Below are 14,102 nucleotides of genomic sequence, written 5' to 3'. Positions count from 1 at the left end.
CAGTCTATAGAAGCGACAACGCCGCGCACATTAACCCTTGGTCGCGTCGTAGGCTACTTTTGCCTGCACTACAGCGTGCGCGCCCTCATTGGCTCACTTGGGCCGCCCCGGGAACAACCGGTCGAAGGCCGGGTTGCTGCGTGTGACGAAACCTGTATCGGCACGCATCACGAAAAACGCGGCGATCGCCTGTTTTTCGGCATAGTCCCAGCCAGCCTCGGGGCCCAGGATGAGCAGCAGCGTCGACAAGCCATCGGCCATCAGCGCCGAAGGATGAACCACCGTTACCGAAGCGAGCTTGTGAGCAATGGGCCGCCCGGCCCTGGCATCGAAAGTATGGGAGTAGCGCTGGCCGTCCTGCTCGAAGTAATTACGGTAGTCGCCAGAGGTGGAAACGCCATAGCCGTCCACGGCGATCACCCGCTCGGCCACCTGCCGGTCATCCCGGGGTTCCTCCAGGGCAATACGCCAGGGCGTGCCATCCGGCTTGCGCCCAACCGCCTTGAGTTCGCCGGTGGCCTCGGCCAGATAACTGGTGATACCCAGTGCCCCAAGACGCGCCGCGATACGATCCACCGCATACCCGGCAGCGATGCTGTTGAAATCCACCTCCACTGCCGCCTCCTTGCACAACTGCGATCCCTCGATGCGCAGCAGCCCATGCCCCACGCGCTGCCGCACCTCGGCCAGGGCTCCGGCGTCCGGGATCTTCTCTGCCCGCCCCTGGGGACCAAAGCCCCAGAGATCGAGCAGCGGCTCCACCGTCAGGTCGAAGGCCCCGTCGCTGTCACGGGACAACTGCTCGCCAACCCGCACCAGCTGCAACACCGGCTCGGGCATGGGTTGGCAAGCATGGGCCGGCAACCGATTGAATCGTTCGATATCCGAATCGCTGCGATAAGTGGACATCTGGCGATCCACTTCAGCCAGGATCGCCTCGACCTCAGCCTTGACCGCAGCTGCCTGCGGCCCTCCTGAAGGCCGGACATATTGCACCGACCAGGTGCTGCCCATGGTCGGCCCGGAAATGCTTTCCAAACGCTCCCCGGCACCACATCCAGCCAATAGCGCCATCACACCCCACAGTACCTGCCACTGCCTGCTACCTGCCAAGGTCATCCCTCCAGAACGGCCACCCGCAGGGCCTGCCCATCAAGCAAAAAGCCATTATGCGACAGACGGAACGGCATTCACCTATCCACTTCCCCTCAAAGACAAGGGCAAAGCCACAAGCTAGAGCCATCGCGCGATGACCAAGAGTTTTAGTTGCCTGATGCCTTCCACACACATATTGTTACAAAACTGTTCAGCGTGCAGCCCCGTGCCCCGCCTTTGCAGTGAGGACGAGTAATGACCAGGGAATGCTAACAAGACAGCCAAAGTGAGTGAAAAACATGTCCACGACCACGGGCAAAGGCAAGGCGATCTTTCGCGTTGTCAGCGGCAACTTTCTAGAGATGTTCGACTTCATGGTCTACGGCTTCTACGCCACGGCGATCGCCAAGACCTTCTTCCCTGCCGACAGTGCTTTCGCTTCGCTGATGCTGTCCCTGGCGACTTTCGGCGCTGGCTTCCTGATGCGCCCCCTGGGAGCGATTTTCCTTGGTGCCTACATCGACCGCCATGGCCGTCGCCAAGGCCTGATCATTACCCTGGTCCTGATGGCCGCCGGCACCGTGCTGATTGCTTGCGTGCCAGGCTACGCCACCCTGGGCGTGGCCGCCCCGCTGCTGGTGTTGCTCGGGCGCCTGTTGCAGGGCTTCTCCGCTGGCGTGGAACTGGGCGGCGTCTCGGTCTACCTGGCCGAGATCTCCACCCCCGGACGCAAGGGCTTCTTCGTCAGCTGGCAATCGGCAAGCCAACAGGCCGCCGTGGTATTCGCCGGCTTGCTGGGCGTAGGCCTGAACCACTGGTTGAGCCCCGATCAGATGGGCGACTGGGGCTGGCGCGTACCGTTCCTGGTGGGCTGCATGATCGTGCCGGCGATCTTCATGATCCGTCGCTCCCTGGAGGAAACCCCGGAGTTCCAGGCGCGCAAGCACCGTCCGACCCTGCAGGAAATCGTGCGTTCCATCGGCCAGAACTTCGGCATCGTCATCGCCGGCATGGCCCTGGTGGTGATGACCACCGTGTCCTTCTACCTGATCACCGCCTACACCCCGACCTTCGGCAAGGCCGAATTGCACCTGTCCGATTTCGACTCGCTGCTGGTGACGGTATGCATCGGGGCGTCCAACTTCTTCTGGCTACCGGTCATGGGATCGCTGTCCGACAGGATCGGCCGCAAGCCATTGCTGCTGGGCGCCACCATCCTGGCGATTCTCACGGCCTATCCGGCGCTGTCCTGGCTGGTGGCCAACCCCAGCTTCAGCCACCTGTTGATCGTCGAGTTGTGGCTGTCCTTCCTCTATGGTTCCTATAACGGCGCCATGGTGGTGGCCCTGACCGAAATCATGCCGGCCGAAGTCCGTACCACCGGTTTCTCCCTGGCCTATAGCCTGGCCACCGCCACCTTCGGCGGCTTCACCCCGGCAGCCTGCACCTACCTGATCCACATACTGGACAACAAGGCAGCCCCCGGCATCTGGCTCAGCGGCGCTGCCGTACTGGGGCTGATCGCCACCCTGGTGCTGTTCCACGGCAACCGCCATGCCCTGCGGACCGCGCAGACGACCGTGACCGGCGGCGCTCGGTAAACCTTTCGCGGGCAATCGCCCCAAACAAAAACGCCCCGACAAGTCGGGGCGTTTTCATATCGGCAGATGCTTAGCGTGGGAACGCTGGCGGGTTGACCCCAGCCATGTCTTCCATCACGCGCACTACCTGGCAGCTGTAACCGAATTCGTTGTCGTACCAGACGTACAGGACAACGCGGTTGTCGTTGCAGATAGTAGCCTCGGCATCGACCACACCAGCATGGCGGGAACCAACGAAGTCGGTGGACACCACTTCCTGGGAATTGACGAAGTCGATCTGCTTGTGAAGATCCGAGTGCATGGCGGTCTGGCGCAGGTACTCGTTGATCTCGTCGCGGGTGGTGGCCTTTTCCAGGTTCAGGTTGAGGATGGCCATCGACACGTTTGGCGTTGGTACGCGAATCGCGTTGCCGGTCAGCTTGCCCTTGAGCACCGGCAGTGCCTTGGCAGCAGCGGTGGCTGCACCAGTCTCGGTGATCACCATGTTCAGCGGCGCGGCGCGGCCACGACGGCTGCCCTTGTGGAAGTTGTCGATCAGGTTCTGGTCGTTGGTGAACGAGTGAACGGTTTCGACGTGGCCATTGACGATGCCGTACTGGTCGTTCACGGCCTTGAGCACCGGCACGATGGCGTTGGTGGTGCAAGAAGCAGCGGAAACGATCTTGTCGTCAGGGGTGATTTCACCGTGGTTGATGCCGTGCACGATGTTCTTCAGCGCGCCCTTGCCAGGTGCGGTCAGGACCACGCGGGCAGCGCCCGGGCAGGCCAGGTGCTGGCCCAGGCCATCGGCATCGCGCCATACACCGGTGTTGTCGACGATCAGCGCATCGTGGATGCCGTACTGGGTGTAGTCGACTTCGCTCGGGCTCTTGGCGTAGATGACCTGGATCAGGTTGCCGTTGGCGGTGATGGTGTTGTTTGCTTCATCGATGGTGATGGTGCCGTTGAACGAACCATGTACCGAGTCGCGACGCAGCAGGCTGGCGCGCTTGGTCAGGTCGTTCTCGGCGCCCTTGCGCACCACGATGGCGCGCAGGCGCAGGCCATCGCCACCACCGGTTTTTTCGATCAGGATGCGTGCCAGCAGGCGACCGATACGACCGAAGCCGTACAGCACTACGTCAGTGCCTTTGCGCGCCGAGGCGTTTTGTTGGCCCACGACATCAGCCAGCTCTTCGCGAACGAACTGTTCGGCGGTGCGGCCATTGCCCTGGGTTTTGAATTTGACAGCCAACTTGCCCAGATCGACCGAAGCCGCACCGAGCTTGAGCTCGCTCATGGCTTTCAGAAGCGGGAACGTTTCGTGGACGGACAATTCGCTTTCGTCGGACTGACGATGGCGAGCAAAGCGGTGAGCTTTGAGAATCGCGATGACAGACTGGTTGATCAGGCTGCGGCCATAGATCGAGCTCACCACATTGTTGTTGCGGTAGAGCTGACCGATAAGCGGAATCATCGCTTCTGCGAGTGCTTCACGGTCGATCCATTCACCAAGACACTGGTCGGGCTTCTGAGTCACGGGAACCTTCCACATGTAGGGGCAGAAAAAAGGGGCTACATTATGCCGCCGAGTCCCTCCCGTAGCAATGCGCACCTGTCGTGCGGAACGTAACAATAGTCCTTGCAAAAAAATCAACGCCACGCTGCAGCCCAGTAAACACGCGGGCTCCAGCGGTGTCATTTTTTTGTCAGAGTGGGCGACCTGTCCGTAACCCTCCGTAACACTAGTCAAAATCGGCACTACATTTCCCACTAAAAAGCCGGTTTTTTTGTGATTGCCACTACATTTCCCCCAACCAGCGTATTAGACACATCAGCCACTGACAGTGGCTGCCCGGGGCCGTTACAATTACCGACTTTGTCGCAACGCCTGGAGCTTGACCGTCCGTGCCTGTCCTGCGTCTACCGCTACTCCCAGCCGCCACCGGCAAACAGCACTGGGGCAACCTGCCCGGTGCCGCCCTGAGCCTGGCCATCGCCGAAGCGGCCAGCGCCGCCAAGCGCTTCACCCTCCTGCTGACCGCCGACAGCCAAAGCGCTGACCGCCTGGAACAGGAGTTGAGCTTCTTTGCCCCGGACTTGCCGGTCCTGCATTTCCCCGATTGGGAAACCCTGCCCTACGACCTGTTTTCCCCCCACCAGGACATCATTTCCCAGCGCATCGCCAGCCTGTATCGGTTGCCCGAGCTGGAGCATGGCGTACTGGTGGTACCGATCACCACCGCCCTGCACCGCCTGGCGCCGACCCAGTTCCTGCTGGGCAGCAGCCTGGTGCTGGACGTGGGCCAGAAGCTCGATGTGGAACAGATGCGCACCCGCCTGGAGGCCAGCGGCTATCGCTATGTGGATACGGTGTACGAACACGGCGAGTTCACCGTTCGCGGCGCCCTGATCGACCTGTTCCCCATGGGCAGCAAGCTGCCCTACCGCATCGATCTGTTCGATGACGAAATCGAAACCTTGCGCACCTTCGACCCGGAAAACCAGCGTTCCATCGACAAGGTCGACTCCATACGCCTGTTGCCGGCCAAGGAGTTCCCCCTGCAGAAGGAGGCGGTCACCCGCTTCAAGGCCCGCTTTCGCGAACGCTTCGACGTCGACTTCCGCCGCTGCCCGATCTTCCAGGACCTGACCAGCGGAATCACTCCGGCCGGTATCGAGTACTACCTGCCGCTGTTTTTCGAAGAGACCTCGACCCTGTTCGACTACCTGCCCCAGGACACCCAGGTGTTTTCCCTGCCCGGCATCGAACAGGCCGCGGAGAACTTCTGGAACGACGTGCGCAACCGCTACGAAGAGCGGCGCATCGACCCTTCGCGGCCATTGCTGCCGCCGGCCGAACTGTTCCTCCCGGTGGAAGACTGCTTCGCCCGCCTGAAGAACTGGCCTCGGGTGGTCGCCAGCCAGCAGGACATCGAGACGGGTGTCGGACGCGAACGCTTTGCCGCACGCGAACTGCCCAACCTGGCCATCGAAGCCAAGGCCAACCAACCGTTGGCGGCGCTGGCCACCTTCCTCGATGAATTCCCGGGCCGCGTGCTGTTCACCGCCGAGTCCGCCGGCCGCCGCGAAGTCTTGCTGGAACTGCTGGAGCGCCTCAAGTTGCGCCCCAGGACGGTCGACAGCTGGCCGGACTTCGTCGCCAGCAAGGAGCGCCTGGCCATCACCATCGCGCCCCTGGATGAAGGCCTGGCCCTGGACGAGCCAGCCCTGGCGCTGGTCGCGGAAAGCCCACTGTTCGGCCAGCGCGTGATGCAACGCAGGCGTCGGGAAAAACGTGCCGACGCCAACAACGATGCCGTGATCAAGAACCTCACCGAATTGCGTGAGGGCGCACCGGTGGTGCATATCGATCATGGTGTCGGCCGCTACCTGGGCCTGGCGACCCTGGAGATCGACAACCAGGCCGCCGAGTTCCTCACCCTTGAGTACGCCGAGGGCGCCAAGCTCTACGTGCCGGTGGCCAACCTGCACCTGATCGCCCGCTATACCGGCAGCGACGATGCCCTCGCACCCCTGCACCGCCTGGGCTCCGAGGCTTGGCAAAAGGCCAAGCGCAAGGCCGCCGAACAGGTGCGCGACGTGGCCGCCGAGCTGCTGGATATCTATGCCCGCCGGGCGGCCCGGGAAGGTTATGCCTTCGCCGACCCCAAGGCCGACTATGCGACCTTCAGTGCCGGCTTCCCCTTCGAGGAGACCCCGGACCAGCAGAGCACCATCGAAGCGGTGCGCGAGGACATGCTCTCGCCCAAGCCGATGGACCGCCTGGTCTGCGGCGACGTGGGCTTCGGCAAGACCGAAGTGGCCATGCGCGCAGCCTTCATCGCGGTGCACGGCGGCAAGCAGGTGGCGATCCTGGTCCCCACCACTCTGCTCGCCCAGCAGCACTACAACAGCTTTCGCGATCGCTTCGCCGACTGGCCGGTAACCGTCGAGGTCATGAGCCGCTTCAAGTCGGCCAAGGAGGTCAGCACGGCGGTACAGGACCTGGCCGAAGGCAAGATCGACATCGTCATCGGCACCCACAAGCTGTTGCAGGACGATGTGAAGATCAAGAACCTGGGGCTGGTGATCATCGACGAAGAACACCGCTTCGGCGTACGCCAGAAAGAGCAGCTCAAGGCCCTGCGCAGCGAAGTGGACATCCTCACGCTCACCGCCACGCCGATACCGCGTACCCTGAACATGGCGGTATCGGGCATGCGCGACCTGTCGATCATCGCCACGCCGCCGGCCCGACGGCTGTCGGTACGCACCTTCGTCATGGAACAGAACAAGAGCACGGTCAAGGAGGCCCTGCTGCGCGAGCTGCTGCGTGGTGGCCAGGTGTATTACCTGCACAACGACGTGAAGACCATCGAGAAGTGTGCCGCCGACCTTGCCGAACTGGTGCCGGAAGCGCGAATCGGCATCGGCCACGGGCAGATGCGCGAACGCGAACTCGAACAGGTGATGAGTGACTTCTATCACAAGCGCTTCAACGTCCTCATCGCCTCGACCATCATCGAGACCGGGATCGACGTGCCCAGCGCCAATACCATCATCATCGAACGGGCCGACAAGTTCGGCCTGGCCCAGCTGCACCAATTGCGCGGCCGGGTCGGCCGCAGCCACCACCAGGCCTATGCCTACCTGCTCACGCCACCGCGCCAGCAGATCACCACGGATGCGGAAAAGCGCCTGGAGGCGATCGCCAACACCCAGGACCTGGGAGCCGGTTTCGTCCTGGCCACCAACGACCTGGAGATCCGCGGTGCCGGCGAGCTGCTGGGGGATGGCCAGAGCGGCCAGATCCAAGCGGTGGGCTTCACCCTGTACATGGAGATGCTGGAGCGGGCGGTGAAGGCCATTCGCAAGGGCGAACAACCCAACCTCGACCAACCCCTGGGCGGCGGCCCGGAAATCAACCTGCGCCTGCCGGCACTGATTCCCGAGGACTACCTGCCGGATGTCCACGCTCGCCTGATCCTCTACAAGCGCATCGCCTCGGCCACCGACGAAGATGGCCTGAAGGACCTGCAAGTGGAAATGATCGACCGCTTCGGCCTGTTGCCGGAGCCGACCAAGAACCTGATCCGCCTGACCCAGCTCAAGCTCCAGGCCGAGCAACTGGGGATCAAGAAGATCGATGGCGGCCCCCAGGGTGGGCGTATCGAGTTCGCCGCGGACACCCCGGTGGACCCGCTGGCCTTGATCAAGCTGATCCAGGGCCAGCCCAAGCGCTACAAATTCGAAGGCGCCACGCTGTTCAAGTTCATGGTGCCGATGGAACGCCCGGAAGAGCGCTTTAATACATTGGAGGCCCTGCTTGAGAGCCTCACCCCGAAAACTGCTTGAAGGACGCCCCATGCGCCTGTTCCGCTCCTTGCCCCTGCTCCTGGCCCTGGTCATGCCAACGGCATTCGCCAACGACCTGTACCAGGTGGAAATGATCCTCGTGCGCCAGAACGCCGAACCCCAGATCATCAGCCGCGCCGCCCCCGAGGACTGGGCCGCCGGCGCCACGCGCCTGGAGCCGGGCAGCCTGCGGACTCCCGCGCTGAATGCGATAGTCGAAAAACTCGGCGCCAGCAGCGACTACAGCGTGCTGCTGCATCGGGCCTGGCAACAGACCCTGGGAGAAAGCCCGGTCAAAGTCGCCCTCAGCGACGGCCCCGAGCAGTTCGGCCAGTTCCCCATCGAAGGCACCCTGAGCCTGACGCTTGGGCGCTTTACCGATGTGGATGCCGACTTCTGGATCAACCAGATCGACAGCAATGGCCTGGTCACCCGCAGCGAACGCCTCAAGCAGCAGAGCCATACCAAGAACGGCCAGCTCAACTACCTGGATAACGGCCACCTGGCACTGCTGATCAAGATCACTTCGCTGACCGCGCCCGCACCGCGCCCCGCTCCTGCTGAAATTCCGGACTGATAGAAGTCCTTATGACCCTGCCCCTGACCAAACCCCTGGCCCCATCCTGGCTCAATCGCTTCAAGGAACAAGCCTTGGAGCGCGGCCGGCGCTACGCCATGGAAAAGCGCGTGCGCATCGTCAGCGCCGGAGACAGCGCTATCACGGCCAGTTGCGAAGGCTCCAATGGCAATGTCTATCGCCAGACCATCACCCTGCGCGAGTCGAGCAAGGGCAACCTGCTACTGATCGATGGCCACTGCACGTGCCCGGTGCACAGCAACTGCAAGCACATCGCCGCCGTCTTGCTGCAAGTGGAGGAAACCCTGGCCTATCCGGCGGCGGCCAAAGATGCCGAACTGCTGGAAAAGCTTTCCGCCGTCCTCGACAACCGGCGCCCACCCGCGCCGCCCCAACAACTGCTGGAGGATGTCCAGCCAGTACCACGCCTGTGGCTGGCGAGCGTCGAGTTCAGCGCCTTCGAGCCGCGCAACGGCAAGATGCAGCGATACATCCAGCACCGCGCGGCACTGTCCTTCAACTACCAGGGCGAATACGTCAGCGACCAGAAACACGCCGACCTGATCATCCGCCAGGAACACCAGAGCCTGCGGATCAAGCGCCAACCCGAACAGGAACAGGCCTTTCGCGAACAGTTGCGGGGCCTGGGCTTCAAGATCGCCACCCGCCAGAGCAAGGCCTTGCCGGAGAGCGCTGGCGAGCTGTACGAGATGGTCAATGACAGCGCCTGGCTGACCTTCACCCTCAATGAACTGCCCAAGCTGCGCAGCCAGGGTTGGGAACTGCAAATCGACGATGGCTTCGGCTTCGACCTGACAGCGGTGGACGACTGGTATGCCAGTGTCGATGAAGCCCCGGGGCGGGATTGGTTCGACCTTGAGCTGGGGATCATCGTCAACGGCGAACGCCTGAGCCTGCTGCCGATCCTGCTCAACCTGATGCGCTCGCATACCGAGATCCTCAACCCGGAACGCCTGGCCAAGCGCCGCGATGACGAACTGATCCTGGTGAACATTCCCAATCGCCCCAACTCCCAGCACGGCCCACTGCAAGTGGCGCTGCCCTATGGCCGCCTGAAACCCGTGCTGGCGACCCTGGGCGAGTTCTACTTGCAGGAAAACAGCGATCTGGCCCTGCGCCTGAGCAACGCCGACGCCATCCGCCTCAACCCGCTCGAGGAGCTGCCGCTGCTTTGGGAGGGTGGCGAGCACATTCGCAGCTTCGCCCAGCGCTTGCGAGACATCCGCGACTATTCAGCGCCAGTCCCCGAGGGGCTCAACGCGACCCTGCGGCCCTATCAACTCGAAGGCCTGAGCTGGATGCAGTCGCTGCGCCAACTGGAAGTGGGCGGCATCCTGGCCGACGACATGGGCCTGGGCAAGACCCTGCAGACCCTGGCTCACATCCTCAGCGAAAAACACGCCGGACGCCTGGACCGCCCGTGCATGGTAGTGATGCCTACCAGCCTGATTCCCAACTGGCTGGACGAGGCCGCACACTTCACGCCGCAGCTTAAAGTCCTGGCCCTGTATGGCGCCGGGCGCAAGAAGCATTTCAGCCAGCTGGCCGATTACGACTTGCTATTGACCACCTATGCCCTGCTGCCCAAGGACGCCGAGCTATTGGCCGCGCAACCATTGCACGTGCTGATCCTGGATGAGGCGCAGTACATCAAGAACCCCTCGAGCAAGGCGGCCCAGGCCGCACGCCTGCTCGATGCCCGGCAACGCCTGTGCCTGTCCGGTACGCCCCTGGAAAACCATCTGGGAGAGCTCTGGTCGCTGTTCCACTTTCTCCTGCCGGGCTGGCTGGGCGATGCCAAGAGCTTCAATCGCGACTACCGCGCGCCGATCGAGAAACAGGCCAGCGAAGTACGCCTGCAACACCTCAATGGCCGGATCAAGCCTTTCCTCTTGCGTCGCACCAAGGAACAAGTGGCGACGGAGCTGCCGCCCAAGACCGAGATCATCCACTGGGTCGAACTCAACGATACGCAGCGTGACGTCTACGAGACCATGCGCCTGGCCATGGACAAGAAGGTCCGCGACGAAATCACCCGCAAAGGCGTGGCCCGCAGCCAGATCATCATCCTCGAGGCCCTGCTCAAGCTGCGCCAGGTGTGCTGCGACCTGCGCCTGGTCAACGACTCGCCACCGGCGCGCGGCAGCTCGTCCGGCAAACTCGACAGCCTGATGGAGATGCTCGAGGAGTTGTTCGATGAAGGCCGGCGAATCCTGCTGTTCTCGCAATTCACTTCGATGCTGGGCCTGATCGAAGTCGAGCTGAAGCGACGAAACATCGCCTATGGGCTGCTCACCGGCCAGACCCGGGACCGGCGCACACCGGTGCGGGACTTCCAGAGCGGTCGCTTGCAGATCTTCCTTATCAGTCTGAAAGCCGGCGGGGTCGGCCTCAACCTGACGCAAGCCGATACGGTGATCCACTACGACCCGTGGTGGAACCCGGCCACCGAGACCCAGGCCACCGATCGCGCCTATCGCATCGGCCAGGAAAAGCCGGTATTCGTCTACAAGATGATTGCCCGTGGCACCGTGGAGGAGAAGATCCAGCACCTGCAACAGGAGAAGTCGGACCTGGCAGCAGGCGTGCTGGATGGACGCCAGGCTGGCGACTGGAAACTGCAAAGCGAAGATATCGAGGCCCTGTTCGCACCGCTCCCCGATGACAAGACAGGCCGCTGAAGCGGCCTGTCGAAGGGATCGGTCGGGTCAGTCGATCAGCTGAGCGGCCCTGAGGGCACCCAGCGCCGTCAGCCAGCGCGGATCCTGCTTGTATTCGACATTGGCGAAGGCTTGGCCGCGCATCCGTGCAATCCGTGGCGAAGGACTGACCTTGAGGCGCTGCGCGGCGCCCAGGGCCAGCTCGGCGGCAGCACGGTCATTGCAGACCAACCCCATGTCGCACCCGGCGCTCAGGGCAGCCTCGATCCGGCTCGCAGCGTCACCCACCACATGAGCCCCTGCCATGGACAGGTCATCACTGAAGATCACGCCATCGAACTGCAACTCGCCGCGCAGGATGTCCTGCAGCCAGCGCCGGGAGAAGCCGGCTGGCTGGCCGTCGACCTGCGGGTAGATCACATGGGCCGGCATCACCGCCGCCAGCTGCTTGCTCAGGCGGGCGAATGGCAGCAAGTCCTTGGCACGGATCTCTTCCAGGCTGCGCTCGTCATTGGGGATCGCCACATGGGAATCCGCCTCGGCCCAGCCATGGCCGGGGAAATGCTTGCCGGTGGCGGCCATGCCGGCGCTGTTCATGCCCCGGATGAAGGCTCCGGCCAGCAACGCGGCGCGTTCCGGATCGCCTTCAAAGGCCCGGGTGCCCACCACAGCGCTACGCTGGTGATCGAGATCCAGCACCGGCGCGAAACTCAGATCCAGGCCAACGGCCAGGACTTCAGTGGCCATGACCCAACCGCATTGCTCGGCCAGGTACTCGGCATTCGGGTTGTCGGCCAGGGCACGCATCGCCGGCAGGCGCACGAAGCCCTGGCGCAAGCGCTGCACCCGGCCACCTTCCTGGTCTACCGCCAACAGCAGGTCCGGGCGGATTGCGCGAATCGAGGCGCAGAGCTCACGCACTTGGTGCGGGTGCTCGATATTACGGGCAAAGATGATCAGCCCGCCCACTTCTGGCTGACGCAGGAGGTGGCGATCTTCGGCCGTCAGCCAGGTACCGGCGACGTCCACCATCAAGGAGCCTTGCAGGCCAGCGGTCATAGAATGTCCTTAAACACGAGTGCGCGCGCCATCAGCAATGGCGTCCACGGAACGCCAGCCGACTGTATCCACGACACAGGCGGCCAAGGCGATCCGCATTAGCGGGAAAAAAGCGCGGAGGTAGAAAACGAGAATCGGCATGGGCGGCTAGCTTAGCGGATGTAAGCTGTCGCGCCCACCCGTGGATCAGGCCTTGGCAGCTGCCGGGACCGACTTGCTGCGCGGCTTGAGCTGGGCGCTGGCCATCGCTTCGTCGGTTACCCCCGTTTCGGCACGCATGCCGGCAGCGAGGAACGGCACCATCAGGCGCATGACCTGCTCGATGGAGGTATTGACCCCGAAGTCAGTCTCGGCGATAGCCCGCAAGGCCTTGATTCCGGACATGCTGAAAGCGGCTGCACCCAGCATGAAGTGCACACGCCAGAACAGCTCGATCGGTGGAATACGCGGCGCAGCATCGTTGACCAGAAGCATATAGCGGCGAAATACCTTGCCGTACATGTCTTCCAGGTAGCGACGCAGATGCCCCTGGCTCTGACTGAAAGCCAGCCCCAGCAAGCGCATGAAGATCGATAGGTCGTTACCGCTGCGCGGCTGAACCACCAACGCCTGCTCAACAAGGATTTCCAGCAGTTCTTCCAGGCTGGGCTTGCTGTCCGGCTTGGACTGGCGACGCTCCAACTCGCGATCAAGGCTGATGCAGAACGGCCCGAGAAAGCGCGAGAACACCGCTTGGATCAAGGCCTTTTTGGAGCCGAAATGATAGTTGACAGCAGCCAGGTTGACCCCGGCCTTGCTGGTGATCAGCCGCAATGAGGTTTCGGCAAAACCTTTTTCCGCGAACAACTGCTCGGCAGCATCGAGAATGCGTTCAACGGTTTCCGACTGGGCCATGGCTACTCCGCCTGACAAACACTTGTTTGAAACATACGTTTCAGGCTCCGTAATGTCAAGTCTGCGAGCCCTTTCAACGACCAGCCGGCGCACTATTTAATCATACCTGCCACTGCCAGTTGGCGACCCTGGCAGCAGATTCCGACACCTGAACGACAAGCTTCAGGAGCGAGCATGACAAATGGAGGATTGCCAAGCGACATTCACTGTATATAATCCCAGCAACTGTATAAAAAGACAGAGCGATCGACATGCTAAAACTGACGCCACGCCAAGCTGAGATTCTGGCTTTTATCAAACGTTGCCTTGAAGACAATGGCTATCCGCCGACTCGTGCCGAAATCGCCCAGGAGTTGGGATTCAAGTCCCCCAATGCGGCGGAAGAACACCTCAAGGCGCTGGCCCGCAAGGGCGCCATCGAGATGACCCCCGGCGCCTCCCGAGGCATCCGCATTCCAGGCTTCGAGGCCAAGAACGACGACACCCTGCCGATCATCGGGCGCGTCGCTGCCGGTGCTCCCATCCTCGCCCAGCAGCACATCGAGGAATCCTGCAACATCAACCCGACCTTCTTCCACCCGCGCGCCGACTACCTGCTACGGGTTCACGGCATGAGCATGAAGGATATCGGCATTTTCGACGGCGACTTGCTGGCGGTACACACCACCCGTGAAGCCCGCAACGGCCAGGTGGTCGTAGCGCGCATCGGCGATGAAGTCACGGTCAAGCGCTTCAAGCGTGAAGGCAGCAAGGTCTGGCTGATTGCAGAAAACCCCGAGTTCGCCCCTATCGAAGTCAACCTGAAGGACCAGGACCTGGTGATTGAAGGCTTGAGTGTCGGCGTCATTCGCCGCTGAA

At 62.4% G+C, this 14,102-nt stretch carries 9 protein-coding genes; 5 read left to right on the top strand and 4 right to left on the bottom strand.

What is annotated here, in order from left to right; all coding sequences use genetic code 11:
* Positions 1-93: 93 nt before the first annotated feature.
* Positions 94-1,074, bottom strand: coding sequence for an FAD:protein FMN transferase (locus C4K39_RS10125; protein WP_437179381.1), 981 nt, complete (start codon positions 1,072-1,074; stop codon positions 94-96).
* Between the two features lie 320 nt (positions 1,075-1,394).
* Between C4K39_RS10125 and C4K39_RS10120 the strand changes: the two genes are divergently transcribed.
* Complete coding sequence (locus C4K39_RS10120; RefSeq protein WP_068587840.1) at positions 1,395-2,696, top strand: MFS transporter; 1,302 nt, start codon at positions 1,395-1,397, stop codon at positions 2,694-2,696.
* Between the two features lie 70 nt (positions 2,697-2,766).
* Here C4K39_RS10120 and C4K39_RS10115 read toward each other — a convergent pair whose 3' ends face one another.
* Complete coding sequence (locus C4K39_RS10115) at positions 2,767-4,230, bottom strand: glyceraldehyde-3-phosphate dehydrogenase (RefSeq protein WP_068587842.1); 1,464 nt, start codon at positions 4,228-4,230, stop codon at positions 2,767-2,769.
* Between the two features lie 353 nt (positions 4,231-4,583).
* Between C4K39_RS10115 and mfd the strand changes: the two genes are divergently transcribed.
* From mfd to C4K39_RS10100, 3 genes are read left to right on the top strand one after another with little or no spacing between them, the layout of a single operon-like run.
* Entirely contained in the window at positions 4,584-8,033 is a 3,450-nt protein-coding gene (gene mfd / locus C4K39_RS10110; RefSeq protein WP_124346270.1) for a transcription-repair coupling factor, read from the top strand.
* A 10-nt stretch (positions 8,034-8,043) separates the two neighbouring features.
* Entirely contained in the window at positions 8,044-8,610 is a 567-nt protein-coding gene (locus C4K39_RS10105; RefSeq protein WP_124346269.1) for a CsiV family protein, read from the top strand.
* An 11-nt stretch (positions 8,611-8,621) separates the two neighbouring features.
* Positions 8,622-11,312, top strand: a complete 2,691-nt coding sequence (locus C4K39_RS10100; protein WP_124346268.1) for a DEAD/DEAH box helicase — start codon at positions 8,622-8,624, stop codon at positions 11,310-11,312.
* A 27-nt stretch (positions 11,313-11,339) separates the two neighbouring features.
* On the opposite strand, the gene nagZ is transcribed toward C4K39_RS10100, so the two are convergent.
* Positions 11,340-12,338 carry a beta-N-acetylhexosaminidase gene (nagZ, locus tag C4K39_RS10095; protein ID WP_178083983.1) on the bottom strand — a complete coding sequence of 333 codons (999 nt, stop codon included), beginning with the start codon at positions 12,336-12,338 and terminating at the stop codon, positions 11,340-11,342.
* A gap of 198 nt (positions 12,339-12,536) precedes the next feature.
* Entirely contained in the window at positions 12,537-13,244 is a 708-nt protein-coding gene (locus C4K39_RS10090) for a TetR/AcrR family transcriptional regulator (RefSeq protein ID WP_068587851.1), read from the bottom strand.
* A gap of 251 nt (positions 13,245-13,495) precedes the next feature.
* Between C4K39_RS10090 and lexA the strand changes: the two genes are divergently transcribed.
* Positions 13,496-14,101, top strand: coding sequence for a transcriptional repressor LexA (gene lexA / locus C4K39_RS10085; protein ID WP_068587853.1), 606 nt, complete (start codon positions 13,496-13,498; stop codon positions 14,099-14,101).
* Position 14,102: the final 1 nt, after the last annotated feature.

Source organism: Pseudomonas sessilinigenes (assembly GCF_003850565.1).
GTDB lineage: Bacteria > Pseudomonadota > Gammaproteobacteria > Pseudomonadales > Pseudomonadaceae > Aquipseudomonas > Aquipseudomonas sessilinigenes.
This window is presented reverse-complemented; position numbering and strand designations above follow the sequence as displayed.

Bases quoted from the DNA above. Each gene is read 5' to 3' on its own strand.
- lexA (WP_068587853.1), top strand. From the start codon at position 13,496: ATGCTAAAACTGACGCCACGCCAAGCTGAGATTCTGGCTTTTATCAAA.
- C4K39_RS10115 (WP_068587842.1), bottom strand. From the start codon at position 4,230: ATGTGGAAGGTTCCCGTGACTCAGAAGCCCGACCAGTGTCTTGGTGAA.
- C4K39_RS10120 (WP_068587840.1), top strand. From the start codon at position 1,395: ATGTCCACGACCACGGGCAAAGGCAAGGCGATCTTTCGCGTTGTCAGC.
- C4K39_RS10090 (WP_068587851.1), bottom strand. From the start codon at position 13,244: ATGGCCCAGTCGGAAACCGTTGAACGCATTCTCGATGCTGCCGAGCAG.
- C4K39_RS10125 (WP_437179381.1), bottom strand. From the start codon at position 1,074: ATGGCGCTATTGGCTGGATGTGGTGCCGGGGAGCGTTTGGAAAGCATT.
- C4K39_RS10105 (WP_124346269.1), top strand. From the start codon at position 8,044: ATGCGCCTGTTCCGCTCCTTGCCCCTGCTCCTGGCCCTGGTCATGCCA.
- C4K39_RS10100 (WP_124346268.1), top strand. From the start codon at position 8,622: ATGACCCTGCCCCTGACCAAACCCCTGGCCCCATCCTGGCTCAATCGC.